Genomic DNA, 25540 nt, shown 5'->3' with positions numbered 1-25540 from the left:
CAGTCTGGTGAGCGCGCTTCGCCGGACTCACGCCACCGGTGGCGGACGCAGGCCGACAAGGCGTTCAAGCTCGGCGACACGGTCTTCAAGGTTGTTCAGGGACATCCGGTTCCGATGACTGTCCTGCACGGCGTTGATCACTTCATTGTACTGGCGCAGGCTGTCGGAACGCAGTTCCTGGACATGATCGGCGATGTCATGCGTGCGACCATCCAAGTCGTCTATGCGCTTCAGGATCGCGTCGAGCCGAGCTTGCATCTCCGAACGAAACTCACCCACCTCCGTCCGTAACCGGCCAACTTCCAGCTTCACCTTTCCCATATCAACCCTGAGATCGATCAGCTCGCTCTCGAACCTGGCCATGGAACGCCCGAGCTTGGTGAACTCGACGTCGTACCTTCCCATCGCATCGACCTGCCGGGCGATCTGAGTATTCAACCCCTTCATGCCGTCGATCAGCATGGAGATCTGGTTGAATAAATATCTCTGAGATTCAGGTTCTCCAGACATCGCGGGCTCTCGTTCAACGCGAGCCTAATGTATGGGCGAAAAACGCGCGAAACAAGCCGCAGCCATCGAGGGGTTACAGCTGTTTCTCGTAGTTTTCCGGCGCGTTCAAGCATGTGCGCAAAGGCTTTGTGCGCTAACTTTATATGGACCTCGCCCGGCCGTCGCGCTATCCATGCGACCATGAAAAAAGGCGATCATCTCTTTCTTGTCGACGGCTCCGGATTCATCTTTCGAGCCTTCCATGCCCTGCCGCCGCTGACGCGCAAATCCGATGGCTTGCCTGTCGGCGCCGTCTCGGGTTTCTGCAACATGCTGTGGAAGCTCCTGACCGAGGCGCGCGACACATCGGTGGGCGTGACGCCGACGCATCTGGCGGTCATCTTCGACTATTCGTCGAAGACCTTCCGCAAGGACCTCTACGACGCCTACAAGGCAAACCGCTCGGCGCCGCCGGAAGAGCTGATCCCGCAGTTCGGGCTGATCCGCCAGGCGACGCGCGCCTTCAACCTGCCCTGCATCGAAACCGAGGGCTTCGAGGCCGACGACATCATCGCCACCTATGCGCGGCAGGCGGAAGCCACCGGCGCCGACGTGACGATCGTCTCCTCCGACAAGGACCTGATGCAGCTCGTCACCCCCAATGTCCACATGTACGACAGCATGAAGGACAAGCAGATCGGCGTTCCCGATGTGATCGAGAAATGGGGCGTGCCGCCGGAAAAGATGATCGACCTGCAAGCGATGACCGGCGATTCCGTCGACAATGTCCCTGGTATCCCCGGCATCGGTCCGAAGACAGCGGCGACGCTGCTGGCCGAATATGGCGACCTCGACACGCTGCTCGAGCGCGCCACCGAGATCAAGCAGGAGAAGCGCCGGCAGACGATCATCGAGAATGCCGACAAGGCGCGGCTGTCGCGCGAGCTGGTTCGCCTTAGAACCGATGTGCCGCTGGAGCTTGCCCTGGAGAATCTCGTACTGGAGAACCAGGACGGGCCGAAGCTGATCGGCTTCCTGAAAGCTATGCAGTTCACCAGCCTGACGCGGCGCGTCGCCGATGCCTGCAACTGTGATGCGAGCGCGATCGACGCCGTGGACGTGCCGGTCGAGTGGGGCGCCAATGCGCATGGCCCTGATCTCGACGTCGCCGAGCCTGCGCCGGTTGCCGGCGGAACGCCTGATATCGTCGGCGACGCCGTGGCCGTCCCTGCCAAGGTGAACGGCACCGCCCCCGAGGGCAGCTTCACGCCATCCGATTTCGCCAATTCGCGCGCAGACGCCTTCGCCAACCTGCCCTTCGACCATTCGCGCTACGTGACGATCCGCGATGTCGCGACGCTCGACAAATGGATCGCCGATGCGCGCGAGACCGGCGTGATCGGTTTCGACACCGAGACGACCTCGCTCGACGCCATGCAGGCCGAGCTCGTCGGCTTCTCGATGGCGATCGCCGATAACGCGAAGAGCCCGACGGGTATCAACATCCGCGCCGCCTATGTGCCGCTCGGCCACAAGACCGGCGTCGGCGACCTGCTCGGTGGCGGCATGGCCGAAAACCAGATCCCGATGCGCGACGCGCTGCCGCGACTGAAGGCGCTGCTCGAGGACCAGTCGGTGCTCAAGGTCGCGCAGAACCTGAAATACGACTACCTCTTGATGAAGCGCTACGGCGTCGAGACGAAGAACTTCGACGACACTATGCTGATCTCCTACGTGCTCGACGCCGGCACCGGCGCGCATGGCATGGATCCGCTGTCGGAGAAGTTTCTCAACCACAAGCCGATCGCCTACAAGGACGTGGCCGGCAGCGGCAAGTCGAACGTCTCCTTCGACCTCGTCGATATCGACCGCGCAACGCATTACGCGGCCGAGGATGCCGATGTGACGCTCAGGCTCTGGATGGTGCTGAAGCCCAGACTGGCGGCGGAGAAGCTGACATCGGTCTACGAGCGGCTGGAGCGGCCGCTGCTGCCTGTTCTGGCGCACATGGAAGAGCGTGGGATCACCGTCGACCGGCAGATCCTGTCGCGTCTCTCGGGCGAGCTGGCGCAGGGCGCGGCGCGGCTGGAGGACGAGATCTACCAGCTGGCCGGCGAGCGCTTCAACATCGGCTCGCCGAAGCAGCTGGGCGACATTTTGTTTGGCAAGATGGGCCTTGCCGGCGGCTCGAAGACCAAGACCGGGCAATGGTCGACCTCGGCCAGCGTGCTGGAGGATCTGGCGGCGGCCGGGCTGGAACTGCCGCGCAAGATCGTCGACTGGCGGCAGCTGACCAAGCTGAAATCCACCTACACCGACGCGCTGCCGGGCTATGTGCACCCGCAGACGAAACGGGTGCATACCTCCTACTCGCTGGCATCGACGACGACGGGGCGGCTTTCCTCTTCCGAGCCCAACCTGCAGAACATTCCTGTGCGTACCGCCGAAGGCCGCAAGATTCGCACCGCCTTCATCTCGACGCCGGGCCACAAGCTGATCTCGGCCGACTACAGCCAGATCGAGCTGCGCGTGCTCGCCCACGTCGCCGAAATCCCGCAGCTGACGCAGGCGTTTGCCGACGGGATCGACATTCACGCGATGACGGCCTCGGAGATGTTCGGGGTTCCCGTCGAGGGGATGCCATCCGAGGTGCGTCGCCGCGCCAAGGCGATCAACTTCGGCATCATCTACGGCATCTCCGCGTTCGGCCTAGCCAACCAGCTCTCCATCGAGCGCTCGGAAGCGGGCGACTATATCAAGCGCTATTTCGAGCGCTTCCCCGGCATTCGCGACTACATGGACAGCACCAAGCAGCAGGCGCGCGACAAGGGCTATGTCGAGACGATCTTCGGGCGGCGAATCAACTATCCGGAGATTCGCTCCTCGAACCCCTCGGTGCGCGCCTTCAACGAGCGCGCGGCGATCAACGCGCCGATCCAGGGCTCGGCAGCGGACGTGATCCGCCGGGCGATGATCAAGATCGAGCCGGCGCTTGCCGAATCGGGGCTTGGCGACCGGGTGCGGATGCTGCTGCAGGTACACGACGAACTGATCTTCGAGGTCGAGGACGCCGATGTCGACAAGGCCATGCCCACGATCGTTTCGGTGATGGAAAACGCCACCATGCCGGCACTCGAAATGCGTGTGCCGCTGAAGGTCGATGCGCGCGCGGCCACCAACTGGGACGAGGCGCACTAGAGCGCCTCGTCGAAAAATCGCTAAAATTTTCTTTATCACACAAGCTACTGAAAAGGCTCTCTTATCTCACTACTCCGCATGTCGAACGAGGGCGCGGAGAAGGAACTTATTAACCTTCATTTCCTAAGCCGGAAGCGGATAATAGTTGCTAATCATGAGTGAGTAGCGGTCGTATGCGCTTTCCTAGAACCAATCTAACGGATGCCGGCGAAGTTATCGCCGACATCGATGGCGAACAGCCGCAGGAACAGGCCGGCGAGAAGCCGGTACCGCCGATCTGGCAGAACAATTTCTCGCTGGCGCCGAATGTCCGCTTTACCCGCACGCCGGAAAGCCAGATCAACCCGCGCAAGCAGCCGCCCGAGCCGGTGCGCCAGCGGGTGGTCGAGCCCGAACAATTGATGACGCCCGCGCCCATGACGGTGCCGGACGCGCAGGCGATCCATGTGCCGCAAGCGGCGGTGACGCAGCCGCGCCAGGGCTTCGTTGCGCGACAGCCAGCCAGCCAGCCGGTAGCCGCACCCCAGGCCGTAGCGCCGCAGGTGCAGGTGCAGGCATCGCGCCCGACGTTTGCGCCGCAGCCGCGCGCGCCTCTCGTCGTCAACGTGCCCTTCGACGTCTACCAGCCGGAACCCACCGTCGAGCCGGAGGCAATCGTGATCGCCGCCAATGACGATGCCGCCGAGACGCATTTCCGCGCCGCCTCCACACTTGCCTCGATCTCCGACTTCGCCTTCTTCGAGGTCATGTCCTTCGAGGAGAGCGACGAGCCCACGACGCAGACGCAGCCTGTCCAGGCGCAGATCGTGCTGCCGCAGACGACGGTGAGCCCCGATACGATCATCAGCCAGTTCCGCATCATGGAATGGCGCCCGGGCAAGCAGCCCGTGGTCGCCGCGCCCTATGCAGCGCCGGCGCCGGTCGAAACGCCGGCCCCTGCCCCCGTGGTCGTGGCACCCGCGCCGGGCGTCGCCCGCGCCGCCATTCGCCCGCCGATGGCCGCCATGATGAGACAGAAGGCCGCCGCTGCCATCCCGGTTACGCAGCCTGCCGTTGAACCGCAGCCCGTGGTCGAACCGGCGCCGCAGCCGATCGTCCAGGCCGCAAACCAGGCAGTCGCACAGCCGATCGCGCCGATGCCGGTGCGTGTCGCAGCCGTCACGCCACTGGCGCCTGCCGCACGGATGGCGGGTCACAAGTTCGTGCCCTCGAAGGTCGATGCCTCGGGCTACGAATTCCCCTCCAACTCGCTCTTGCAGGAGCCGCCGGAACGCGTCGGCGAGATCATGTCGCAGGAGGCGCTGGAGCAGAATGCCGGGCTTCTCGAAAGCGTTCTCGAAGATTTCGGCATCAAGGGCGAGATCATCCATGTGCGCCCCGGCCCCGTCGTCACGCTCTATGAATTCGAGCCGGCGCCGGGCGTGAAATCCTCGCGCGTCATCGGCCTCGCCGACGATATCGCCCGCTCGATGTCGGCCTTGTCTGCCCGCGTCGCCGTCGTGCCCGGCCGCAACGTCATCGGCATCGAACTGCCGAACGCGCTGCGCGAAACCGTCTATTTCCGCGAAATGATCGAAAGCGCCGATTTCGAGAAAAGCAGCTTCAAGCTGGCGCTCGGGCTTGGCAAGACGATCGGCGGCGAACCCGTCATCGCCGAGCTGGCGAAGATGCCGCATCTGCTCGTTGCCGGCACCACCGGCTCGGGCAAGTCGGTCGCCGTCAACACGATGATCCTGTCGCTGCTCTACCGGATGACGCCGGAACAGTGCCGCCTGATCATGATCGATCCGAAGATGCTGGAACTGTCGATCTATGACGGCATCCCGCATCTGCTCACTCCCGTCGTGACCGACCCGAAGAAAGCCGTGATGGCGCTGAAGTGGGCGGTGCGCGAGATGGAAGAGCGCTACCGCAAGATGTCGCGCCTCGGCGTGCGCAATATCGACGGCTATAACGGCCGCGTGGCGCAGGCCAAGGAGAAGGGCGAGACGATCCACATCATGGTGCAGACCGGCTTCGACCGCAGCACCGGAGCGCCGATCGAAGAACAACAGGAACTCGACCTGACGCCGATGCCATACATCGTCGTCATCGTCGACGAGATGGCCGACCTGATGATGGTGGCCGGAAAAGAGATCGAAGGCGCGATCCAGCGTCTGGCGCAGATGGCGCGTGCCGCCGGCATCCACCTGATCATGGCGACGCAGCGCCCCTCGGTCGACGTCATCACCGGCACGATCAAGGCCAACTTCCCGACCCGTATCTCCTTCCAGGTGACGTCGAAGATCGACAGCCGCACCATCCTTGGCGAACAGGGCGCCGAACAGCTGCTCGGCCAAGGCGACATGCTGCACATGCAGGGCGGCGGACGCATCTCGCGCGTCCACGGTCCGTTCGTCTCCGACGCCGAGGTCGAAAAGGTCGTGGCGCATCTGAAGACACAGGGCCGCCCGGAATATCTCGACACGGTCACGGCCGACGAGGAAGAAGACGGCGAAGAGGAAGACAGCGCCGTGTTCGACAAGGGCGACATGGCCGCCGAGGACGGCAACGACCTCTACGACAAGGCGGTGAAGGTCGTGCTGCGCGACAAGAAGTGCTCGACCTCCTATATCCAGCGCCGGCTGGGGATCGGCTACAACCGCGCCGCCTCGCTGGTCGAGCGGATGGAGAAGGAAGGGCTCGTCGGCCCCGCCAACCATGTGGGCAAGCGCGAGATCGTCAATGGGCGTGGCGAGGGGGATTGAGCTCCCGTTGCGGGGTAGCCGGTGTCCGTTCCCGATCTACGCCGTTGGCGATATCAGCGTGATGGTCGGGAAATAGGTTCGATACCGACCGACATCGCGTGTCAGGATTGGCAAATTCTGAACCGCCGCTTGCGCGCCGATCATGAAATCCGGAAGAACGCCGGTGCGCGAACCGCCAGCCCGACGGTATTCGGTGAAGGCCTTGCCAGCCAGAAACAACGCGGCGCGCGGGATGGGGAGCCAGACAAGTTCAGCTGAATCTATGAACGCATCGAGCTCTTCAATGCGTTCATAGCGAACCGCGAGTTCGACATAGATGACGTCGTTGATCAGTAAGGGGCCTTCCACGCTCGCCGTCTCAAGCTGGCTTACCGACCAGCTGGCCCAGATCGGATCGTTCGTAACCAAATCAAGCAGGACGTTAGTATCGACAAGCGTCATCACTCACCACGGGTGAGCGCCATGATCGCATCAGTATCAAGGCCGGCGCCGGCGTGTCCTCGAAGCTTCTCGAAACGGCTGACATGCTTCTTCTTGTCCGTCCTTGCGAGCACGATACTGCCGTCCTCGGCGCGGCGAAAATCGACCTGGCTTCCGGGCGTGATGCCGAGTAAATCGCGCACCGCCTTGGGAATCGTCACCTGCCCTTTGGATGTGACCGTTGTCGACAAGCGCGCGTCCTCGTAATACCTGCTTTCCTCAAGGTAATGCGACTGTCGATAAAGATCAACTATCGTGCGCGCCCACACGCCTTCTCAAGCCTGACCGCCGGCATTGGATTGATGGGTTAGACCGTTGATAACCGGGACCTCGTCAACGTCGAAAGGCTGGCACCCTTGATGAGCTCGACATTGGCGAGATTGGGCGAGACGGTTTTCCAATTGACAGACCCGAGTCAAAATGATTGATCCGGTTCAGGTTTCGAGTGCCTGCCGCCTGCGGACGCAAGTCACGGTAAAAGCTCGACGTCGACATCATCTCACCCTCGAAGCATTTCGTTGGTGGCAATGCAGGCTCCCTCCTCAATCGAAATGCCTCATTTGAGGAGTGCGTGATGTCTGCGAGACAATCACCCGACAATCGATTCCTGACCGCGCCCGTGGGCCGGATCTTTGTCACGACCGCCTTGCCGATGATAACAATCATGACGCTGAACGGCCTGCTCGGTATCGTCGATGCCGCCTTTCTTGGACGATTTGTCGGGGAAGAGGCCATAGCGGCAATCAGTATCGCTTTTCCCATGCTGCTGCTGACCATCGCGCTTTCGACGCTTGTCGGCAGCGGCATGTCCAGCCTGCTTGCCAGACAGCTCGGCGCCGGTGCGCACGAAGAAGCGGGCTCCACCTTTGCCAGAGCACATGGTCTGGCCGTCATGATCGGCCTGGCGCTGATCCTGCTCTTCCTCGTCGGCGGCTGGACGTTTGCAACACGGATGGCCGGAACGGCGGAGCCGGTTGCGAGGATGGCGTGGGTTTTCCTGATGATTACCCTGTTGGGCACGCCGCTGCAGTTCCTGCTCGGTATCCATGCGGATGCCTGGCGCAACGAAGGTCGGGCGGGCAGCATGGCGCTGATGTCTCTCGGCGTGACGTCGATCAACATCCTCTTCAACTACATCCTGATCGTGCCGCTTGCGATGGGCGTTGCGGGGTCGGCGTTGAGCACCGTGCTGGCGCAAGGGGCGGGCCTCGCTCTCCTCATCGAGGGTCGGCGGCGGTCCCGGGAGATGATGCCACTTGGCGGTCTGCGGCGGAACGCATGGTACGGCCAATGGGGGCTGATCGCGGCACTCGGCGCTCCCGTCAGCCTCACTTTCATAGGGATGGCGCTGACGGCGACCTGCGTGGTTCTTGCGCTGCCGGCCTCAGGCGAAGGCCGTTCGCAGGCTATCGCGGCCTATGGCATCATCACGCGTATTCTCGGCTTTGCCTTCCTGCCGCCCATGGCCGCAGCGCTCGCCATGCAGAGCATCGTCGGCAACAATGTCGGAGCCGGACGCTGGCAGCGCGCCGACCAGGCTTTGCGGATCGCCGCAGGAACTGCCTTCATCTACGGCGCCGCCGTCGAACTGCTGCTTCTGACACAAGGCCGGCTGATCGCCTCCGCCTTCATCGCCGATACCGGCGTTATCGAGGAGGTCGCCAGAATTCTCAAGCCGATGGCGGCGCTCTATCTGTTTTCGGGACCGGTGCTGGTGCTCGCGCTATACTTCCAAGCGATCGGCCGACCTCTGCAGGCCGGGCTTCTGACGCTGATGAAGTCGTTCGTGCTTCTTCCAGTCGCCATCATTGTCATCGCCGCTTTCCTCGACCGAACGGCCATCTGGTTCGCCTTCCCGATCGCGGACGGGTTGACCGTGGCGATCGCTACCGTGGTTCTCGGCGCGGTTGCTATACGCGTTGAGCAGCGGATGAGACACGGGTGATTGAGGCAAAGCGCGGCACGAACGAACGTCCACCAAACACCACAAAACCCCGCGCCGGAGACCTCTCCGCGACGGCATGCGAGCTGGGAATGGGCAGGCGACGTTCGGTATAGGGTAGTGTTGTCAGGCACTGTCGCCTGCCCGATCGCATCAAGGCTTCCGGATATCCAGGCCGACAGGAGCGTCTCTCGGCCTTTCGCTTCCGGATGGACGAGAGATCCTGACGACCCGATCATCCACCTTTCAACAACCATCACCGGACGCCGGGCTCATCGCCCCGGACTTGTCAGTTCCGGTTCGCGACCCGGCTCCCTGTCCAATGACCTGATTAGTATGGGAGCACCGACAGACACGAGGATGGGCGGGGACGATGCAATCGGCAAGTCGCTGAGATCGCTGCGATATCTTTCACCGCGCAAGATTATTATCCCCGCGATGCGGGCCGCATCGTCGTCAGCCGATTTCCTGGAGGAAGCCCTCGAGCACCTCGACCATGCGGCGTTCGCCCTGTTCCAAGGACCCGCTATTGTCGAGATCGACGACGTCGTAATCGCCGCGCACGGTGAGCGGGCCGCGCGCCAGGCGGGCCATGATGTCCTCGTGGGTCTCGCGGCCGCGGGCCTCGAGCCGGCTTGCCAGCACGTCTGCGCGGGCGGTGACGTTGATCACCTTCAGGCGCGGGAAGACGGCGTGGAAATGGTGCAGCGCCGAGCGCGAGCCGTTTGCGATGACGAGGCTTCCGGCTGACAGCGACACCGAGACTTCCGAGGGGATGCCGTATTTCAGGCCATGCGCCTCCCACCAGACGGAGAAGCTGCCGGCCTGCTCCATCGAGGCGAAGCCTTGAGGCGAGACGGCGAGATGATCCTCGCCGCCGGCATCATGATCGCGGGTGATGACGCGGCGGACGAAATGCACGTCCTGCCGCTCCCTGAAATGCCGGGCGGCGGCCGCCATCAGCGTGTCCTTGCCGGCGCCGGAGGGGCCGACCACGACCACCATGATGCCGCGCTCGGTGCCGGGAACGATGTGGGGCTCGTGCGACGGGTGCGACCCGTGCGAGGGGTGCGGCTCGCGCGCGGTCATGCGACCCGGCGTCCTTCGCGCCAGACGGAGCGGGTGACGGGAACGCCCTCGTCGCGGAAGACGCGGACGAGATCGGCGCGCAGGCCGGTGGCGATGCGGCCGCGATCGTTGAGGCTGACCGTGCGGGCCGGGGTCGCGGTGACCATGGCGATCGCCTTCGGCAGCGAGATGCTCTCGACCTCGTCTGCGATCAGGAAGGGCGCATAGAGCAGGCTGAGCGGCACGTAGTCGGAGGAAAGAACATCGAGTACGCCGCGCTCGGCGAGATCGCGGGCGGCGATGTTGCCGGAGTGTGACTTGCCGCGCACGATGTTGGGCGCGCCCATCAGCACGCTCATGCCGTTTTCATGCGAGGCCTTGGCGGCGTCGAAGCTGGTCGGGAACTCGGCGAGACGGACGCCGTTCTCTATGGCCTCGTCGACATGGGCGAGCGTGGCGTCGTCGTGGCTGGCGACCGTGATGCCGCGCTCGGCGCAGACCTTCGAGATCGCGAGGCGGTGCGGCGTCGAGTTGCGCTCGGATTCCGACACGCGGCGATCGACGAACTCGGCGAACTGGGCGTCGGTGAGGCCGCGCTTCTTCTGGTAGTAGAAGATGTACTGGTCCATGGTCTGGAACTGGCGCTGGCCCGGCGCGTGGTCCATCAGCGAGACGAGGCGGACATAGGGGTCGTTTTCGAAATCGGCGAAGTGCTGCAGCACGTTGTCGGCGGAGACCTCGCAGCGCAGGTGGATCAGGTGCTCGGCGCGCAGCCGCCCTTCCTGCTCGGCCTTCTGGATGGCGTCGGCCATCTCGCGCATCTCGCCATGCTCGAAGCCGCCGTCTTCGTCGGCGCCCATGCGCAGGCAGTCGAAGACCGTGGTGATGCCAGAGGTGACGATCTGGGCGTCGTGCGCCTGGATCGCCGCCGTCTTGTTCCAGCGCAGGCCGGGACGCGGCGAATAGTGGCCTTCGAGATGGTCGGTATGCAGTTCTACGAGACCCGGGATCAGGTAATCGCCTTCGAAATCCTCGCCGAGGCGGGAGCTGCCGCTCGCGATATCCTCGATCTTGCCGTCGCGGACGAGGATCGATCCCTCGACGATTTCATCCTCGAGGACGATGCGGGCGTTGGAGAAGACGGTTTCTTTGGTCATGGGCGTCGGATCTTTCAAGGTTTGGCGGCGGCAAGCGGCCACCAGGAATGGGCTGTGAACGGGGCGCCACGCGCCTCCTCGACGAAAACGGCAAGGCCGGAAACCAGGAGCGGCCGACCGGTGAAGGCGGCGAAACGCTCGGTCAGGATAGCCTTCATCACCTCGGCGCGCTCCTCCGGCACCTGGCCGGAGAGCGTCATGTGGAAGCCGAAGTCATCCATCACATACGGGTAGCCCCAGCGCAACAGATTGGCCTTCTGGCTGTCGCTCAGCCTGTCTGGATTGCGGCGGGCGATATCGGCTTCCGACAAGGCGGCGCGGAACGGTTCGAATGACTTTACCACGCTTGCCGCGAATTGCTGTAGCGGCGGATGCAGCGAGCCGGGGACCAGCGCGAAGAACTTGCCGAGCTGGCCGAGCACCAGCTCGGGGATCTCGAAGGCAGACGTGCGGGCGGCGAAATCCTCGACGGCCTCGATCAGGTCCTTTTCGGTGACCGATCCGGCCAGATGAAACGGCGCCTTGATGGTGGCGTGGAAAGCGTAGCGGCGCGGGTCGGCGGTCAGTTCGAACTGCTCGGCAGCCGGCAGATCAGGAGAATCGGGAGCCGGGTAAGTTTCGCCTGTGAAGGCGTCGCGGCCGAGCCAGCGGGCGGCCGCCACGTTCAAGGGATCACCCTTCGGCGGCGTGAAATAGAGTGCGTATCGCAAGGCCAGTATCCCGGAAATCTATGTGGATGCGGGAGGCAGTCTGCCGTGATTTGACCGCCCGCTGCAAGCTTGCTCCCGGCTAAAAGATTTCCGTGACAGAATGATGATGATCAAGACCCATCAATGGGTCTTTTTGCCCATCACGCGCGAACGCAGCGCGTTGGAGATATTGTCGAAGACGAACACGACGATGAGGATGAGGAGCACCATGTAGGCGACCTTGTCCCAGTCGGCATTGGTCTTCATCGATTCCAGCAGCTTCAGGCCGATACCGCCGGCGCCGACGGCGCCGATGACGGTGGCTGAGCGGGTGTTGGATTCCCAGAAATACAGCGACTGCGAGATGAAGATCGGCAGCACCTGCGGCACGACGCCGAAGCGCTGCACGACGACCGGGGCAGCACCCACCGACTTTACGCCCTCGCGCTGCTTGTCATCGACATTCTCCAGCGCCTCGGCATAGACCTTGCCGAGCGCGCCGGTGTCGGTGAAGAAGATCGCGGCGATGCCGGGGATCGGCCCGGGGCCGAAGGCGCGGGTGAAGAACAGCGCCCAGATCAGCATGTCGATCGAGCGCAGGAAATCGAACAGGCGCTTTGTCAGCCAGTTGGCCGGGCGGCTGCGGGTGATATTGCGCGCGGCGATGAAGGCGATCGGGAAGGCGAAGAGCGAGGCGAGCAGCGTGCCGACGAAAGCCATGACCAGCGTCTGCATCAGCTTCGACAGGATATCGCCATGCTGCCAGCTAGCATTGTTGAGGAAATTGTCGAGCGCGAGCGAGGCGTTGGATTGCTTCGGATCGATGCGATCGCCAGACAGCATCAGGCCGCCGACATCGACGAGGCTCTTGCCCCAGAAGGGCGACTGCGTGTCGAAAAAGAAATTGGCCCAGCCGAGGAAGCGGCGCTGGACGTAGACCTGTGTGGAGCGGATTTCGGCCTGGCCCTCGAAGCCGAAGGAGACGGTTACCTTGCTGTCGTCCTGCTTCATGACAGCTGGCGCGCCCGGCGGCAGGATGGCGCGGTCACCTGATATTTCGACCGGATAGAGCGTGCCGCCAAGATAGACGTCGACACGCTCGGGCGTCACTTCCATACGGTCGGCATCGCTGCCGTAGGTGACCGTGTAGCCGCCCGTGGCAGTCGGGCGCATCCAGTCGATGACGGCGTCCTTGGGGTATTGACCGCGGCTCGTCCATTGCGGCGTCACCTTGCCATCGACGAAACGCAGGCGCGGCTGGGCGCGCCAGGAATACCAGTCCTGAACATAGATCGAGGCGCGGTCCCAGTTGCCATTGGCGAAAGTCGGGATGACCTTGAAGAAATTGAAGCAGAGCGCGAGGTAGACGAGCACGATCACCGCGCCCAGCAACAGGCCCCAGCGCTGCAGGAAGCTGCGGTGGAAGACATCAGGATAGCTGTCGAGCAGGCGCTGGCGATCGGCGGCGTTGACTGTGAGAGAGGACATCAGGCTGCTCCCCGACCGAATTCGAAGGATTGCTTGCCGATCATCCGGCGGCGCAGCCAGGCGGAGAACTGGTCGACGCAGACGACGGTGATCAGAAGCAGGATGATGATGGCATAGGTCTTGGCGGCATGATCGCGGCCGATCGCCAGGCTGAAGACCTCGCCGATGCCGCCGCCGCCGACGGCGCCGATGATGGTGGAGGCGCGCACGTTGATCTCGAGGCGCAGCAGCGTGTAGGAGACGAAATTCGGCATGACCTGCGGCAGGATGGCGAAGCGGACGCGCTCGAGCCAGCTGGCGCCGGAGGCGCGCAGCCCCTCGTCCGGCTTCATGTCGGCATTCTCGACCACTTCGAAGAACAGCTTGCCGAGGGCGCCGATGGTGTGGATCGACACGGCGATCATTGCCGAGATCGGGCCGATCGACAGGATGGCGGCAAGCAAGCCGGCGATGACGATCTCCGGGAAGGCGCGCAGGATTTCCATGACGCGGCGCACGAACCAGCGGGTGGCGCCGGCGCCGACCAGATTGGTGGAGGCGAAGAAGCAGAGCACGAAGGCGCCGGTCGCGCCAATGATCGTCGAGACGATGGCGACATTGACTGTAATGGCGAGCTGGTAGAAGAAATTCGGGATGTAGAACGTGTCGGTGATATAGACGCGGTCGCTGACGTAATCATACTTGATCGAGCCGTCGGCATAGGGCGACGGCAGGTCGAACATGGCCCTGAAAATCTCCAGCGGGCTATCAGGCACGAAGTGCTTCATGAAATCGAAGAGATAGGGAAGGCGTTCGAAGAACTTGCCCGAATTGGCGCTGTTGGCGAAATCGAGCGAGGCGCCGAGCACGATCAGGAAGACGACGATCGAGATCGCGGTGTAGATACGCCGCGTCCGGACCTGGCTCTGATAGTGATCGAGAATGGTGCGGGAGCCTTGCTGCAGTCCGCCCAGGTGGTCGGTATCGGCCACGTGCGCCATGTGGAAGCATCCTTCTTGAAGAAACGGCGGCACCGAGATGATGCCGCCGCAGAACTATTCAGGCGTTGGGATCAACCGCCGATAACCGACTTACGAGCGTCGATGATCGTCTGGTAGAAGGACTGGTCGACCGGGGTCCAATCGACATAGCCGCCGCCGGTGAAGCTTTCGAAGCAACCCTTGTCGGTCTTCGGCAGCTCGGCGAAGTAGGCGGTAACCTTCTTCTGGATATCGGACGGCAGCTTGTTGGAAACCATCAGCGGGCCGTTCGGGATCAGCGGCGACTTCCAGACCTGGACGATATCGTCCATGTCGAGCAGGCCCTTGCTGACCATGATGTGCAGGTTGCCGGAGGTATAGCCCTGGGCCCAGTCGCCGGTGGCCGAACCGAAGGTGGTGCCGACGTCGAACTTCTTGTCGAGAACGCCGAGAACGAGGTTCTCATGGCCGCCGCCGAAGCCGGTTTCGGAGAAGAACTGCTTGACCGGCATGCCGATGTCCTTCGGCAGCGAGACGTTCGGGACGAGGTAGCCCGAGGTCGAGTCCGGATCGGCGAAGCCGAGCTTCTTGCCCTTGGCGTCTTCGAGCGTCTTGATGCCCGAATCCTTGCGGGCGACCATGATCGAGTAGTAGCCGTTCGAGCCGTCTTCCTGCTTGGTGGTCAGAACCGGCGTAACGGCGTTCGGATCCTTGAGGTAGATCGAGGCGTAGGAGGAAGCGCCCATCATCGCGAGGTCGATGGTGCCGCCCAGCAGGCCCTGGATAACGCCGTTGTAGTTCGGCGACGGGAAGATCTGGACTTCCGATACGCCGGTGGCGGCGATCAGGCCCGGCTTGACGCATTCGGTGCGGCGAACCTGGTCGGCTTCGTTTTCACCGCCGTCGAGGCCGATACGCAGGACCTTGACGTCCTGGGCGTAGGCCTGGCCTGCAACGGTGGCGATGGCGATCGTAGCCATCAGGATCTTGCGGAACGCAGACATGGTAGTCTCCTTTGGTGACGTTTTCAGTGACTTTGAGTTACTGTCTTCAGAGAGATTGGGGATCTTTGCTTTTCCGGCTTTGTCCCCCGGCCGGAAACTGGTCAGCGCATGACGGCGGAGGCGGCCATCACGCGGGATACGGCGTCGGGCTGCTTGCCCTTGACTGTGTTGTCTAGGCTGGTCGACGTCATGCTCTCATCGATGCCGGCGCCGTTCTTGTCGGTGCCGTAGATTTCGTTGACGGCATCGGCCGTCAGTTCCGACGGCTTGCCGTCGAAGACGACGCGGCCGTGGGCCATGCCGACGATGCGCTCGCAATAGCTGCGGGCGGTGTCGAGCGTGTGCAGGTTGGTGATGACGGTGATGCCTTCGCGCTCGTTGATATCCCGCAGCGCGTCCATGACGATCTTGGCGTTCAACGGGTCGAGCGAGGCGATCGGCTCGTCGGCAAGCAGCATCTTCGGCGCCTGCATGAGGGCGCGGGCGATGGCCACGCGCTGCTGCTGGCCGCCGGACAGCGTGCCCGCCATCTGCAAGGCCGTCTGCTCGATGCCGAGACGCTCGAGCGCGGCGATCGCCTGGATCCGCTCCTCGCGGGTGAAGATGCCGAGCAGGCTGAGCGCGGTGGAACGGTGGTTGAGGCGGCCGAGGATGACATTGGTCATGACGTCGAGGCGCGGCACGAGATTGAACTGCTGGAAGATCATGGCGCAATCGCGCTGCCAGTTGCGCAGGTTTTTGCCACGCAGGCGCGAGACCTCGGCGCCGTTGAAATGGATCGAGCCGGAGCTCGGCTCCTGCAGGCGGTTGATCATGCGCAGAAGCGTGGACTTGCCAGCACCCGAACGACCGATGATGCCGACCATCTGACCCTGAGGGATGTCAAGCGTCACGCTATCGACGGCGGTCTTCTTGCCGAATTGACGGGTGACATTCTTCAGCTCGAACATCATGCTCTTCCTCATAGTCCAAACGCGATATGAGGGAGTGCATTAGGCCCGATCCGTGAAGCTCCAATGTCAGTTTTGTGTAACTGCTGTCACAATTCGGGCTGCTGTGGATTGATTTGTGACAGCGTGATCACAACTCTGTGACCACTCTGAGAGAGCCGGCAGGTCACGCGTGGTGGCCGGGAAAGAGGAGATCGACTTGGCGAAGCGATTTGCGATAGCACTCGACGCGGCGCTGTTTCTTTCGGAACACCGCGCCAAGGTACCCAGCGAGCATTTTCTGGTCGCCCCGACGCTGCTGCGCTCGCAGATGCTGTCGCATCTTTATGCCGCGGTCCGGCACGGCGACCTGCAGAAGCGGGACGCCGAGCAGCGGCTGGATCACCTCAGGAAGCTGCGCATCCGGCTGCTCGGCGACAGGGTCCTGCAGCGGCACGCATGGTCGATCGCGAGCCAAATGAATTGGGCCAATACCTATGACGCCGAGTATATCGCGGTGACGCAGTTGCAGGCGGATGCGCTGGTGACTGGCCACGCGGAGCTTGCGGCAGCTGCCAAGGCTTTTGTGGCTGTGTGTTCGGTGGAGGAGTTGCTGGGTGGCGGGTGAGCGGTGGGATTAGCCGCATCGGCTGGCTTCGGTCATGAGGATCGATTTTACCAACATGCATTATTGGGCCGGCCAAGCCACCCGTCTTTCAATGTCGGCATGGCGCAGCATCTCGTTGGACGCTGCCCGATTGGGAAACCCGACCAATACGATCTGCAACCCCGCGATGCGGGCATACTTCATTGCCGGTATGCAATCAGTATCGCCGGTCACCAGCACCAATCGATCAGCAGCCTTCGATGCGCAAAAAGTGGCGATATCCAGACCGATGCGCATGTCGACGCCCTTCTGTTCGAAGTCCGCCTTGAAATCGTTGTCCGTCACCGCCTGTCCGGCCGGCAGGATCTTTTTCGGCTTAAAGCCGCGAAACTTCAACACCCCCAACCTGACAGCGAAGAGATCCTTCGCCGCAAGCTCTCGCAGCCACGCATCCGAACCTGAGAATGTCTTGGGTTCCGCCGACACCGGCAGCTTCACCGTTCCGCTATAAGGAGCGCAATCGTAATAGAGGAATCGGAAAGCGTCCTCATCCGGCTCCACGCAAGCCTTGGCTATCTTCTCGATGTAGTCGGGATTGTAGTTCATTCCGGCATTTCGAGCCAGAACGCGGACATGGCCGCCATCGATCAACACCGCAACGTTCTTCAAATAAAAGACCCCCTCGGCTCGTCGCCTTGGGGGTCTCAGAATACGTGCCCGCCTACGGGCGTACGGATATGCGGTGATAATGCTCCAGCGCCGCGATTAGTCAATTGAAATTGTGCACGACAAGCCTTGGTGCCCCCCTCACCGCCGCTTCTGCAGCACTTTATTGCCCTTTGGCCCGGTCATCTTCGGTGTGTTCTTGTCGTTTTCCTCGCGCAGCACTCGCCAGCGGGCCAGGCGCTCCGGCGCCAGCGTGCCTGATTTGACGGCGGCCTGGACGGCGCAGCCGGGTTCGTGGTCGTGGGTGCAATCGCGGAAGCGGCAGTGTTCGGCGAGTTCGGTGATCTCGGAAAAGACCTGCTCGATCCCTTCCTGGACATCGCTGACGTGAAGCGTGCGCATGCCTGGGGTGTCGATCACCCAGCCGCCGCCGGCCATGGCGTGCAATGAGCGGGCGGTCGTGGTGTGGCGGCCCTTGGCGTCGCGTTCACGGATGCCGCCGGTGGCCTGCGAGCCCTCGCCGCTCAAGCTGGCCAGCGCATTGACCAGCGTCGACTTGCCGACGCCGGAGGAGCCGATCAGCGCAATGGTCTGACCGAAGCCGCTCCATGGACCAAGAGCTGCAGCCGCATCGTCGCTCTTGGCGTTGAGGACCACCACCGCGAGATCGCGCTGCAGGGCCTTCGCCTGCGCTTGGTATTCCGCGACGTCGGGCGCGAGATCGGCCTTGGTGAGCACGATGACGGGGGTTGTCTCGGCCTGGTTGGCGAGCGCCGTGTAGCGCTCGAGGCGAGCGACGTTGAAATCGGCATTGCAGGAGGTGACGATCAGAAGCGTATCGACATTGGCGGCGCCGAGCTGCTGGCCCTGACGACCCTCGACGCGGCGCTGCAAAAGCGTGCGGCGCTCCAGCCGGCGCACCAGCCTGTCGTCCTCGGGATCGACCATGACCCAGTCGCCGACGGCGAATTCGGAGGTGTTGAGCTGATGCGAGATCTGCAGCCGGATCAGGCCGTCGAGCGAGGTGACGCTCAGCCGGCTGCGGTGCACTTCGGCAATGCGGCGGGGTTCAAGGCCCTGATCGGCATCCGTCAGCTGATCGGAAAAGAATTCGGACCAGCCGAGCGAGGCGAGGAATGTCGCTTCGGGATCGGTCGTCAAAGGCTCACCGGGGATTGCGGCGTGTGGTTCAAGATGTGCTCCGTGATGCGGCGTGGCTTTGGTGCGATCTGGCCGGATATCGGCCCGGACAATGCCATGATCCGCCTGTTAGCGGAACTCTTCGGTCGAAGATAGGCAAGAACGGCGGCGCCCGCAAATGGGAGAGCCATCGGAATTCTACGACCGTGGTTGTTTTCCGAGAGAAAGACGCCCCTGCTCAGCGAGCATGTCCGCCCGCTCGTTGCCTGGGGTGCCGGCGTGGCCCTTGCACCATGCAACGACAAGCAACGGATTTCGCGAGAGGATGGCATCAATGCTTTTCCAGAGATCGACGCTGGCGATCACGCGGCTGCGGAGATTCTTGTTGGCGCTGATCTTCTTCCAGCCGTTATTCCTCCAGATCGGCCGCCAGTTGTTGCAGCCGTTCACCGCGTACACAGAATCCGACCAGATCACCGCTGCCTGAAGCGGAGCGTTGACGGCGACCCAGGACGAGGCCGCAAGCAGTGCAGCGACTTCGGCGGCATTGTTTGCCGTATCCTCGACGCCGCCCGAACCGGACGCGATCTCGATGTCATCGCGATAGATGACGAAGCCCCAGCCGCCGTTGCCCGACTGAGGCTCGAAACAACCATCGGCAAAGAGATGAAGGCCGAACCGCGTATCAGGCGCGACATCGACGGCATCGATAGTTCCGGAGGAATGATCTGTCATTTCGGGGAAGGACGGCCGTGGGAAAACAGACCCGAACGATCCGAGCCCGCTTCAACGCCGGACGACAGTCTCGGCGGATTATTCGGCAGCGGCAAGGAATACGGGATTCTGCGACGAAGCAGCAAGCGCCTGGACGCGGGCCTCGGTCCTGGCGATCAGGCGGTAGAATTCCTCCTGGGCGTCGACATCGAGCTGGATGACCGCATTGACGTCATCCGGCGTATCGCAGACACAGGCGACCACGGAAATGGGACAAATGCCGCCGGGATAGCGCTTGCCGGCGCCGGTGTAGGCGCGACGACCCCACTGCTCGGAGTAAACCGTCTCTTCGCGATCGAGCTCCAGGATCGTGCCCTTGCAGGCCGTCACAATGGCAGCCTTGCCATAAGCGAACCAGTGATAGTTCAGCTTGCGCAGGATATATTTGCCAGTGATGTCTTCGCCTGCGAGCTCCGCAGGATCTTCAATCATTCTGATCATGACGGCTTCCTCAAGATGAGGCTAATATCCATGAAGTCGATTCATCAGACAAGTCGGAAAAGCGCAGCTTTTGTAATGGCTTAGTCACAATGTGTTTCCAATTCTTACAAGAACTGGCGCCGCCGCGAGGCTGTTGGCCGAAAAAGCCGTCCACCGGAGCGACAAACCAGGGTTGTCTTTAATGCTTCCTTAACAGAGGCAGACGCGACTATTGTGACAGTTGCTGCGCCGAAAGCTTCGTCGGCTGCATTTTTTTGGCCGCGCGCACGGCACGGCAGCCACCCCTGACGCGAATGGCTTCAGGGGTGGAAAATCGGCGGTCGGACGCCGGTCAGCCTTCGTGGCGGGAAAGGAAATCCTCGGCGCTCAAGGCGCGGAAATCGGCGAGCGCGGTGCGCAGTCGGTCGTGCTCCCAATCCCACCATGCCAGCCTGTCCATGCGCTCGCCGATCTCTTTCGGAAAGCGCTCGCGGATCAGCTTGGCGGGGACGCCGCCGACGATGGTGTAGGGCGCCACATCCTTGCTGACAACCGCGCCGGCGCCGATGACGGCGCCATTGCCGACGCTGACTCCAGGCAGGATGGTGACACCATGGCCGATCCAGACATCATGGCCGATCCAGACGCGGTTGGAACGGCGCCATTCGAAGAACTCCGTTTCCATATCCGCATCCGGCCAGTAATCGGCGGCGCGATAGGTGAAGTGGTGCAGCGTGGCGCGCCATGTCGGATGGTTGGTGGCGTTGATGCGCACCGAGGCGGCAATATTGACGAACTTGCCGATCGTGGCACACCAGATGGCGCCGTCCTGCATGACGTAGGAGTAATCGCCGAGTTCGACCTCGTCGATACGGCAGCGCTCCGACAGCTCGGTGTAGCGACCAAGCGTGGCGTTGTTCACCGAGGCGGTCTCGTGGATATAGGGCTCGAGTCCAAGCTTGCGGCTCATGCTGCGATCGGCCTCCGTGGCGAGAATTTCTGCACGTCGAGGATGCGGTCGGCGACGGCCTCGCGGACCTCCTCGTCGTGGAAGATGCCGAGCAGGCCGACGCCCTTCTGTTTCTTCTCGGCGATCATCTCGACGACCACCGCGCGGTTCCTGGCGTCGAGCGAGGCCGTCGGTTCGTCGAGCAGCAAGATGGTGTGATCGGTGATGAAGCCGCGGGCGATGTTGACGCGCTGCTGCTCACCGCCGGAGAAGGTGGCCGGGGGGAGCTGCCAGAGCGCTTCCGGCAGGTTGAGCTTGGCGAGCAGCTCGGCTGCCTTTTCGCGGGCGATATCGGCCTTCGTGCCACGGGCGACCAGCGGCTCGGCGACGACATCGATGGCGGCCACGCGCGGCACGGTGCGCAGGAACTGGCTGACATAGCCGAGCGTGTGGCGGCGCACATCGATGACGGTGCGCGGATCGGTGGTGGCGAGATCGACGAGGCGATCCTGATGCTTGACGAGGATCTGGCCGCTGTCGACGGCGTAGTTGCCGTAGATCATCTTCAAGAGCGAGCTCTTGCCGATGCCCGAGGGGCCGCCGAGCACGACGCATTCGCCCGAGGCGACGGAGAAGGAGACATCCGAAACGACCGGCAGCTTGATGCCGTCGCGCAGATGCATGGTGAAGCTCTTAGAGACTTCCGAAACAACGAGTGGCGTTGCCATGATGTGGTTTCCCTGGTTTTCTGGCGACAATCCGCATCCATTAGCCGGCTTACAGATTTCGCTCTCAACTATACCTGCAGGATCGAGGACACGAGGAGCTGGGTGTAGGGCTCGCGGGGATCGTCGAGCACCCGGTCGGTCAGGCCATGCTCGATGACGTGGCCGTCCTTCATCACCATCATCCGGTGCGACAGCAGGCGGGCGACGGCGAGATCGTGGGTGACGATGATGGCGGCGAGGCCGAGGTCGTTGACGAGGCCGCGAACGAGATCGAGCAGACGGGCCTGGACGGAGACGTCGAGGCCGCCGGTCGGCTCGTCCATGAAGACGAGGCGCGGGCCGGTGACGAGGTTGCGGGCGATCTGCAGGCGCTGGCGCATGCCGCCGGAGAAGGCGCGCGGCTGGTCGTCGATGCGGCTCTCGTCGATCTCGACACGGCTCAGCCAATCGACCGCGGTGGCGCGGATATTGCCATAGTGACGATCGCCGATCGCCATCAACCGCTCGCCGACATTGGCACCGGCAGACACCGTCATGCGCAGGCCGTCAGCCGGATTCTGATGGACGAAGCCCCAGTCGGTGCGCATCAGGAAACGGCGCTCGGCTTCGCTCATGTGGTAGAGATCGCGGTATCGGCCATCGCGCATGTGATACTCGACGCTTCCCGTGGTCGGCATCAGACGGGTGGAGATGCAGTTGAGCAACGTCGTCTTTCCGGAGCCGGATTCACCGACGATCGCCAGCACCTCGCCGGGCCAGAGCTCGAAGGAGACGTTCTTGCAGCCGATGCGGTTGCCGTAGAATTTCGAGACGTCGTTGACTTTGAGAAGGGGGGTGTCGGTCATGGCGATGTCTTCCGGTTGAACGTGCGGCTATAGTCCCCCTCTGGCCTGCCGGCCATCTCCCCCACAAGGCGGGAGAGGACCCGCGGCGAGCGCCGAGGAAGCCCCTCCCCCCTGTGGGGAGGGGTTGGGGAGGGGTCTTTGTGGTTGATCGAATTCATTCCGCCGCCTCCCGCGCCAGCAATTCACCCGCATGCCCCTGCTCCCGCCGATCCTCGCAATGATCGGTGTCCGAACAGACGAACATGCGGCCGCCCTGGTCGTCCAGGATCACCTCGTCAAGATAGACGTCCTCGGCGCCGCAGAGCGCGCAGGGTTTGCCGAAGCGCTGGATCTCGAAGGGATGATCCTCGAAATCGAGGCTGACGACTTCGGTATAGGGTGGGACGGCGTAGATGCGTTTTTCGCGGCCGGCGCCGAAGAGCTGAAGCGCATCCGACATGTGCATCTTCGGATTGTCGAACTTCGGCGTCGGCGACGGGTCCATGACGTAGCGGCCGGCGACCTTGACCGGGTAGGCGTAGGTCTTGGAGATGCGGCCGTTATGGGCGATGTCCTCGTAGAGCTTCACGTGCATGAGGCCGTATTCCTCGAGCGCGTGCATCTTGCGGGTCTCGGTCTCGCGCGGCTCGAGGAAGCGCAGCGGCTCGGGGATCGGCACCTGATAGACCAGCACCTGGCCCGCGCCGAGCTTTTCTTCCGGGATGCGGTGGCGGGTCTGGATGATGGTGGCATCCTTGGTGTGGGTCGTCACCGCGACATTGGCTACCTTCTGGAAGAAGGCGCGGATGGAGACGGCGTTGGTGGTGTCGTCGGCACCCTGGTCGATGACCTTCAGCACGTCATCCGGGCCGATGATCGAGGCCGTGACCTGCACGCCGCCGGTGCCCCAGCCATAGGGCATCGGCATTTCGCGCGAGGCGAAGGGAACCTGATAGCCGGGGATGGCGATCGCCTTCAGGATGGTGCGGCGGATCATCCGCTTTGTCTGTTCGTCGAGATAGGCGAAGTTATACGTGGCGAGATCGCTCATTCGGCTGCCTCCTTGATGCTGTCGTCGCTACCATTGCGGGCGGCGTCGAAGTCGTTGCGCATGCGGCGGACGAGATCGAGCTCGGCCTGGAAATCGACGTAGTGCGGCAGCTTCAGATGCTCGACGAAGCCGGTCGACTGGACGTTATCGGCATGCGAGATGACGAATTCCTCGTCCTGTGCGGGCGCGGTGATATCCTCGCCGAGCTCGCCTGCCCGCAAGGCACGATCGACCAGCGACATGGACATGGCCTTGCGCTCGCTCTGGCCGAAGACCAGGCCGTAACCGCGGGTGAACTGCGGCGGCGCCTTGGAGGAGCCCTTGAACTGGTTGACCATCTGGCATTCGGTGACCTGGATGGAACCGAGCGAAACCGCGAAGCCGAGTTCCAGCACATCGAACTCCACCTCGACCTCACCGATGCGGATTTCACCGGTGAAGGGGTGATTGCGGCCATAGCCGCGCTGGGTGGAATAGCCGAGCGCAAGCAAGAAGCCCTCGTCGCCACGGGCGAGCGCCTGCAGGCGCAGATCGCGGCTCATTGGGAATTCCATCGGCTCGCGGGTGAGATCGCCGATCTCGTGATCCTCGGGCATCTCGCCATCGCCCTCGATCAGCCCCTCATGGGCGAGGATTTCGGAGACACGCATGACGCGGCCGGTTTCGGCCTCGCGCAGCACCGGCTCCTCGACCGCGCCGTCCTCGAGCAGCGAAGGGTCGAGCAGGCGGTGGGTATAATCGAAGGTCGGGCCGAGCAGCTGGCCGCCGGGCAGATCCTTGTAGGTCGCTGACACGCGGCGCTCGATCTTCATCTTGGCCGTATCGATCGGCTGCGAGTAGCCGAAGCGCGGCAGGGTGGTGCGGTAGGCGCGCAGCAGGAAGATCGCCTCGATCATATCACCGCGCGACTGGCGCACGGCGAGCGCCGCCAGCGTGCGGTCGTAGAGCGAGGCTTCGGCCATGACGCGGTCGACGGCGAGCGTCAGCTGCGCGACGATCTGCTCGATGCCGATGGCGGGAAGCGCGCGATCACCGCGACGGCGATCGGCGAGCAGGCGGTGGGCATTGGATATGGCGGCCTCGCCACCCTTGACGGCAACATACATGGGTCACATCTCCGTTGCGGTGATCTTGGTGGTGCGGGGAAGGCAAAGGAAACGGCTGCCCGAGGTGAGCACGATGTCGATACCGCGCGGGAAGAGCGCGCGGTTCTCGGTCCACAGATGCAGGAAGGTTTCCGGCAGACCCAGCGGCGCGACGTCGGCGACAGCCTTGATGCCCGGGCCCATGAGCGCGAGACGACGACCGCCTTCGAGATCAGGCAGTTCGATAACCAGCGTCGTCGAGCGATCCGGATACTCCTGCGTGCCTGAAGCGAAGAGACCGAAGGAGGAGAGCGAAGCGCCGCTTTCGACGAAGGCGAAGCGGGCTTCGGCCTTTTCCGGGGTGACCGACGCGCCGGTGTGAAAGCCGAGCCATTGCGGGACGGCGGACTTGGCAAGACCCGAGGAGAGCCAGACGGGCGTGTCGTGATCGCACAGCGTCAGCGCGATGGCGCCGGCGGCGACGCCGAGCGGTGCCGGCGGCTCGGCATCGGGCGCCACCGTCTGGATGGTGCCGGGGCGAGCCATGGCATCCATCATCAGCTTGAAGGCGCTCTGGGCGTGGAACACCGGTTCGGCGAAGCCGCCGGAGAGAGCATCAGCGTTGTGCGTTTCGGTCTTGAGGCTCATCAGTCGTCTCCGCGAACCATGGTGAAGAAATCGACGCGGGTGGCCGCGGTCTCGTCGGCTTTCCTGTTATCGGCATCGGAGACGCGGGCGGCGATCGGCGCAAGCAGGGTGGTTTCGACAAAATCGCGGGTATGAGGCTCCTGCCAGAGCGCGTCGAAGATGGCCGAGAGGCGAGCCTTTTCGCGATCGGTGCCGAGCGCCTGGGCGTGGCCGATGGTGCCGGAGGAGAGGCGTATGGTGGCACGGGTTACCGTGACCTCGCCGAGATTGAAGGCTGCACCGCCGCCGCCCATGCGGCCGCGCACCATGACGAGGCCGGTTTCGGGGCCGCGCACCGGCTGCGCCACCGGCTTCTCCGCCAATACCTGCCAAGCCGCTTCCAGCTCCTGCCGCTCGGCGCGGGCGAGCAGATCGACGGTGCGCTTGCGCGCGCTGTCGGCCTCGGCTTTAGCCTCGTTCATTTCCGCTAAGGTCATCGCCACATCCTTTAAATGTCTA

General features: G+C 63.1%; 25 protein-coding genes. 4 read left to right on the top strand and 21 right to left on the bottom strand.

The features are described from left to right. Window positions 1-27: 27 nt before the first annotated feature. The gene (locus QTL95_RS13810; RefSeq protein WP_289720537.1) at window positions 28-510 is read right to left on the bottom strand and encodes a hypothetical protein; all 483 of its coding nucleotides are present in this window, start codon (window positions 508-510) and stop codon (window positions 28-30) included. 180 nt (window positions 511-690) lie between these two features. Here QTL95_RS13810 and polA point away from each other — a divergent pair, with 180 nt between their 5' ends. Together polA and QTL95_RS13800 are read left to right on the top strand one after the other, a co-directional pair. Then, window positions 691-3687, top strand: coding sequence for a DNA polymerase I (gene polA, locus QTL95_RS13805; RefSeq protein WP_289720536.1), 2997 nt, complete (start codon window positions 691-693; stop codon window positions 3685-3687). A gap of 173 nt (window positions 3688-3860) precedes the next feature. Beyond that, a complete protein-coding gene (locus tag QTL95_RS13800; RefSeq protein ID WP_289720535.1) occupies window positions 3861-6434 on the top strand; it encodes a DNA translocase FtsK in 2574 nt (857 codons plus the stop codon). Window positions 6435-6470: 36 nt separating this feature from the next. Here QTL95_RS13800 and QTL95_RS13795 read toward each other — a convergent pair whose 3' ends face one another. Next, entirely contained in the window at window positions 6471-6875 is a 405-nt protein-coding gene (locus QTL95_RS13795) for a type II toxin-antitoxin system VapC family toxin (RefSeq protein WP_289720534.1), read from the bottom strand. After that, window positions 6875-7105: an AbrB/MazE/SpoVT family DNA-binding domain-containing protein gene (locus QTL95_RS13790; protein WP_289720533.1), complete on the bottom strand. Its 231-nt coding sequence runs from the start codon at window positions 7103-7105 to the stop codon at window positions 6875-6877. The genes QTL95_RS13795 and QTL95_RS13790 overlap by 1 nt, the downstream gene beginning before the upstream one ends. Before the next feature lie 383 nt (window positions 7106-7488). Here QTL95_RS13790 and QTL95_RS13785 point away from each other — a divergent pair, with 383 nt between their 5' ends. Next, window positions 7489-8859: an MATE family efflux transporter gene (locus tag QTL95_RS13785; RefSeq protein WP_289720532.1), complete on the top strand. Its 1371-nt coding sequence runs from the start codon at window positions 7489-7491 to the stop codon at window positions 8857-8859. A 453-nt stretch (window positions 8860-9312) separates the two neighbouring features. Here QTL95_RS13785 and phnN read toward each other — a convergent pair whose 3' ends face one another. The 7 genes from phnN to phnC form a co-directional block, all read right to left on the bottom strand. Next, the gene (phnN, locus tag QTL95_RS13780; protein ID WP_289720531.1) at window positions 9313-9945 is read right to left on the bottom strand and encodes a phosphonate metabolism protein/1,5-bisphosphokinase (PRPP-forming) PhnN; all 633 of its coding nucleotides are present in this window, start codon (window positions 9943-9945) and stop codon (window positions 9313-9315) included. Next, the gene (locus tag QTL95_RS13775) at window positions 9942-11081 is read right to left on the bottom strand and encodes an alpha-D-ribose 1-methylphosphonate 5-triphosphate diphosphatase (RefSeq protein WP_289720530.1); all 1140 of its coding nucleotides are present in this window, start codon (window positions 11079-11081) and stop codon (window positions 9942-9944) included. The genes phnN and QTL95_RS13775 overlap by 4 nt, the downstream gene beginning before the upstream one ends. A 14-nt stretch (window positions 11082-11095) precedes the next feature. Continuing rightward, complete coding sequence (locus QTL95_RS13770; RefSeq protein ID WP_289720529.1) at window positions 11096-11791, bottom strand: DUF1045 domain-containing protein; 696 nt, start codon at window positions 11789-11791, stop codon at window positions 11096-11098. A 120-nt stretch (window positions 11792-11911) separates the two neighbouring features. Further along, window positions 11912-13258, bottom strand: a complete 1347-nt coding sequence (gene phnE, locus QTL95_RS13765; RefSeq protein ID WP_289720528.1) for a phosphonate ABC transporter, permease protein PhnE — start codon at window positions 13256-13258, stop codon at window positions 11912-11914. Then, the gene (phnE, locus tag QTL95_RS13760) at window positions 13258-14238 is read right to left on the bottom strand and encodes a phosphonate ABC transporter, permease protein PhnE (protein WP_289720527.1); all 981 of its coding nucleotides are present in this window, start codon (window positions 14236-14238) and stop codon (window positions 13258-13260) included. Before phnE (QTL95_RS13760) ends, phnE (QTL95_RS13765) begins: the two co-directional genes overlap by 1 nt. A gap of 71 nt (window positions 14239-14309) precedes the next feature. Further along, a complete protein-coding gene (gene phnD, locus QTL95_RS13755) occupies window positions 14310-15221 on the bottom strand; it encodes a phosphonate ABC transporter substrate-binding protein (protein ID WP_289720526.1) in 912 nt (303 codons plus the stop codon). A gap of 101 nt (window positions 15222-15322) precedes the next feature. Next, window positions 15323-16171 carry a phosphonate ABC transporter ATP-binding protein gene (gene phnC / locus QTL95_RS13750; RefSeq protein WP_289720525.1) on the bottom strand — a complete coding sequence of 283 codons (849 nt, stop codon included), beginning with the start codon at window positions 16169-16171 and terminating at the stop codon, window positions 15323-15325. Between the two features lie 199 nt (window positions 16172-16370). Between phnC and QTL95_RS13745 the strand changes: the two genes are divergently transcribed. Beyond that, on the top strand, window positions 16371-16778 hold the full coding sequence (locus QTL95_RS13745) for a type II toxin-antitoxin system VapC family toxin (RefSeq protein ID WP_289720524.1): 408 nt from the start codon (window positions 16371-16373) through the stop codon (window positions 16776-16778). A gap of 60 nt (window positions 16779-16838) precedes the next feature. Here the strand turns inward: QTL95_RS13745 and QTL95_RS13740 are convergent, their stop codons facing one another. The 11 genes from QTL95_RS13740 to phnG all read right to left on the bottom strand — a co-directional run bounded on the left by QTL95_RS13740 (window position 16839) and on the right by phnG (window position 25518). Continuing rightward, on the bottom strand, window positions 16839-17426 hold the full coding sequence (locus QTL95_RS13740) for an NYN domain-containing protein (RefSeq protein WP_289720523.1): 588 nt from the start codon (window positions 17424-17426) through the stop codon (window positions 16839-16841). Between the two features lie 138 nt (window positions 17427-17564). Continuing rightward, on the bottom strand, window positions 17565-18584 hold the full coding sequence (gene rsgA, locus QTL95_RS13735; protein WP_289720522.1) for a ribosome small subunit-dependent GTPase A: 1020 nt from the start codon (window positions 18582-18584) through the stop codon (window positions 17565-17567). Window positions 18585-18761: 177 nt separating this feature from the next. Beyond that, window positions 18762-19298 (bottom strand): RNase H family protein, encoded by a 537-nt coding sequence (locus QTL95_RS13730; protein ID WP_289720521.1) that lies wholly within the window; start codon window positions 19296-19298, stop codon window positions 18762-18764. Window positions 19299-19376: 78 nt separating this feature from the next. Then, window positions 19377-19778 carry a hypothetical protein gene (locus tag QTL95_RS13725; RefSeq protein ID WP_289720520.1) on the bottom strand — a complete coding sequence of 134 codons (402 nt, stop codon included), beginning with the start codon at window positions 19776-19778 and terminating at the stop codon, window positions 19377-19379. A gap of 331 nt (window positions 19779-20109) precedes the next feature. Continuing rightward, window positions 20110-20727, bottom strand: a complete 618-nt coding sequence (locus tag QTL95_RS13720) for a DapH/DapD/GlmU-related protein (RefSeq protein ID WP_289720519.1) — start codon at window positions 20725-20727, stop codon at window positions 20110-20112. Beyond that, the gene (phnL, locus tag QTL95_RS13715; RefSeq protein ID WP_289720518.1) at window positions 20724-21434 is read right to left on the bottom strand and encodes a phosphonate C-P lyase system protein PhnL; all 711 of its coding nucleotides are present in this window, start codon (window positions 21432-21434) and stop codon (window positions 20724-20726) included. Before phnL ends, QTL95_RS13720 begins: the two co-directional genes overlap by 4 nt. 68 nt (window positions 21435-21502) lie before the next feature. Continuing rightward, window positions 21503-22279, bottom strand: a complete 777-nt coding sequence (gene phnK, locus QTL95_RS13710; RefSeq protein ID WP_289720517.1) for a phosphonate C-P lyase system protein PhnK — start codon at window positions 22277-22279, stop codon at window positions 21503-21505. A gap of 154 nt (window positions 22280-22433) precedes the next feature. Further along, window positions 22434-23309 (bottom strand): alpha-D-ribose 1-methylphosphonate 5-phosphate C-P-lyase PhnJ, encoded by an 876-nt coding sequence (locus QTL95_RS13705; RefSeq protein ID WP_289720516.1) that lies wholly within the window; start codon window positions 23307-23309, stop codon window positions 22434-22436. Further along, window positions 23306-24415 carry a carbon-phosphorus lyase complex subunit PhnI gene (locus QTL95_RS13700; RefSeq protein ID WP_289720515.1) on the bottom strand — a complete coding sequence of 370 codons (1110 nt, stop codon included), beginning with the start codon at window positions 24413-24415 and terminating at the stop codon, window positions 23306-23308. Before QTL95_RS13700 ends, QTL95_RS13705 begins: the two co-directional genes overlap by 4 nt. 3 nt (window positions 24416-24418) lie before the next feature. Further along, window positions 24419-25042: a phosphonate C-P lyase system protein PhnH gene (phnH, locus tag QTL95_RS13695; protein ID WP_289720514.1), complete on the bottom strand. Its 624-nt coding sequence runs from the start codon at window positions 25040-25042 to the stop codon at window positions 24419-24421. After that, complete coding sequence (phnG, locus tag QTL95_RS13690; RefSeq protein WP_289720513.1) at window positions 25042-25518, bottom strand: phosphonate C-P lyase system protein PhnG; 477 nt, start codon at window positions 25516-25518, stop codon at window positions 25042-25044. Before phnG ends, phnH begins: the two co-directional genes overlap by 1 nt. Window positions 25519-25540: the final 22 nt, after the last annotated feature.

This window comes from Rhizobium sp. S152 (genome assembly GCF_030380735.1).
Taxonomy (GTDB): Bacteria; Pseudomonadota; Alphaproteobacteria; order Rhizobiales; family Rhizobiaceae; genus Rhizobium.
This window is presented reverse-complemented; position numbering and strand designations above follow the sequence as displayed.

Bases quoted from the DNA above. Each gene is read 5' to 3' on its own strand.
- QTL95_RS13810 (WP_289720537.1), bottom strand. From the start codon at position 510: ATGTCTGGAGAACCTGAATCTCAGAGATATTTATTCAACCAGATCTCC.
- polA (WP_289720536.1), top strand. From the start codon at position 691: ATGAAAAAAGGCGATCATCTCTTTCTTGTCGACGGCTCCGGATTCATC.
- QTL95_RS13800 (WP_289720535.1), top strand. From the start codon at position 3,861: ATGCGCTTTCCTAGAACCAATCTAACGGATGCCGGCGAAGTTATCGCC.
- QTL95_RS13795 (WP_289720534.1), bottom strand. From the start codon at position 6,875: ATGACGCTTGTCGATACTAACGTCCTGCTTGATTTGGTTACGAACGAT.
- QTL95_RS13785 (WP_289720532.1), top strand. From the start codon at position 7,489: ATGTCTGCGAGACAATCACCCGACAATCGATTCCTGACCGCGCCCGTG.
- phnN (WP_289720531.1), bottom strand. From the start codon at position 9,945: ATGACCGCGCGCGAGCCGCACCCCTCGCACGGGTCGCACCCGTCGCAC.
- QTL95_RS13775 (WP_289720530.1), bottom strand. From the start codon at position 11,081: ATGACCAAAGAAACCGTCTTCTCCAACGCCCGCATCGTCCTCGAGGAT.
- phnE (WP_289720528.1), bottom strand. From the start codon at position 13,258: ATGTCCTCTCTCACAGTCAACGCCGCCGATCGCCAGCGCCTGCTCGAC.
- phnE (WP_289720527.1), bottom strand. From the start codon at position 14,238: ATGGCGCACGTGGCCGATACCGACCACCTGGGCGGACTGCAGCAAGGC.
- phnD (WP_289720526.1), bottom strand. From the start codon at position 15,221: ATGTCTGCGTTCCGCAAGATCCTGATGGCTACGATCGCCATCGCCACC.
- phnC (WP_289720525.1), bottom strand. From the start codon at position 16,171: ATGTTCGAGCTGAAGAATGTCACCCGTCAATTCGGCAAGAAGACCGCC.
- QTL95_RS13730 (WP_289720521.1), bottom strand. From the start codon at position 19,298: ATGACAGATCATTCCTCCGGAACTATCGATGCCGTCGATGTCGCGCCT.
- QTL95_RS13725 (WP_289720520.1), bottom strand. From the start codon at position 19,778: ATGATCAGAATGATTGAAGATCCTGCGGAGCTCGCAGGCGAAGACATC.
- QTL95_RS13720 (WP_289720519.1), bottom strand. From the start codon at position 20,727: ATGAGCCGCAAGCTTGGACTCGAGCCCTATATCCACGAGACCGCCTCG.
- phnL (WP_289720518.1), bottom strand. From the start codon at position 21,434: ATGGCAACGCCACTCGTTGTTTCGGAAGTCTCTAAGAGCTTCACCATG.
- phnK (WP_289720517.1), bottom strand. From the start codon at position 22,279: ATGACCGACACCCCCCTTCTCAAAGTCAACGACGTCTCGAAATTCTAC.
- QTL95_RS13705 (WP_289720516.1), bottom strand. From the start codon at position 23,309: ATGAGCGATCTCGCCACGTATAACTTCGCCTATCTCGACGAACAGACA.
- QTL95_RS13700 (WP_289720515.1), bottom strand. From the start codon at position 24,415: ATGTATGTTGCCGTCAAGGGTGGCGAGGCCGCCATATCCAATGCCCAC.
- phnH (WP_289720514.1), bottom strand. From the start codon at position 25,042: ATGAGCCTCAAGACCGAAACGCACAACGCTGATGCTCTCTCCGGCGGC.
- phnG (WP_289720513.1), bottom strand. From the start codon at position 25,518: ATGACCTTAGCGGAAATGAACGAGGCTAAAGCCGAGGCCGACAGCGCG.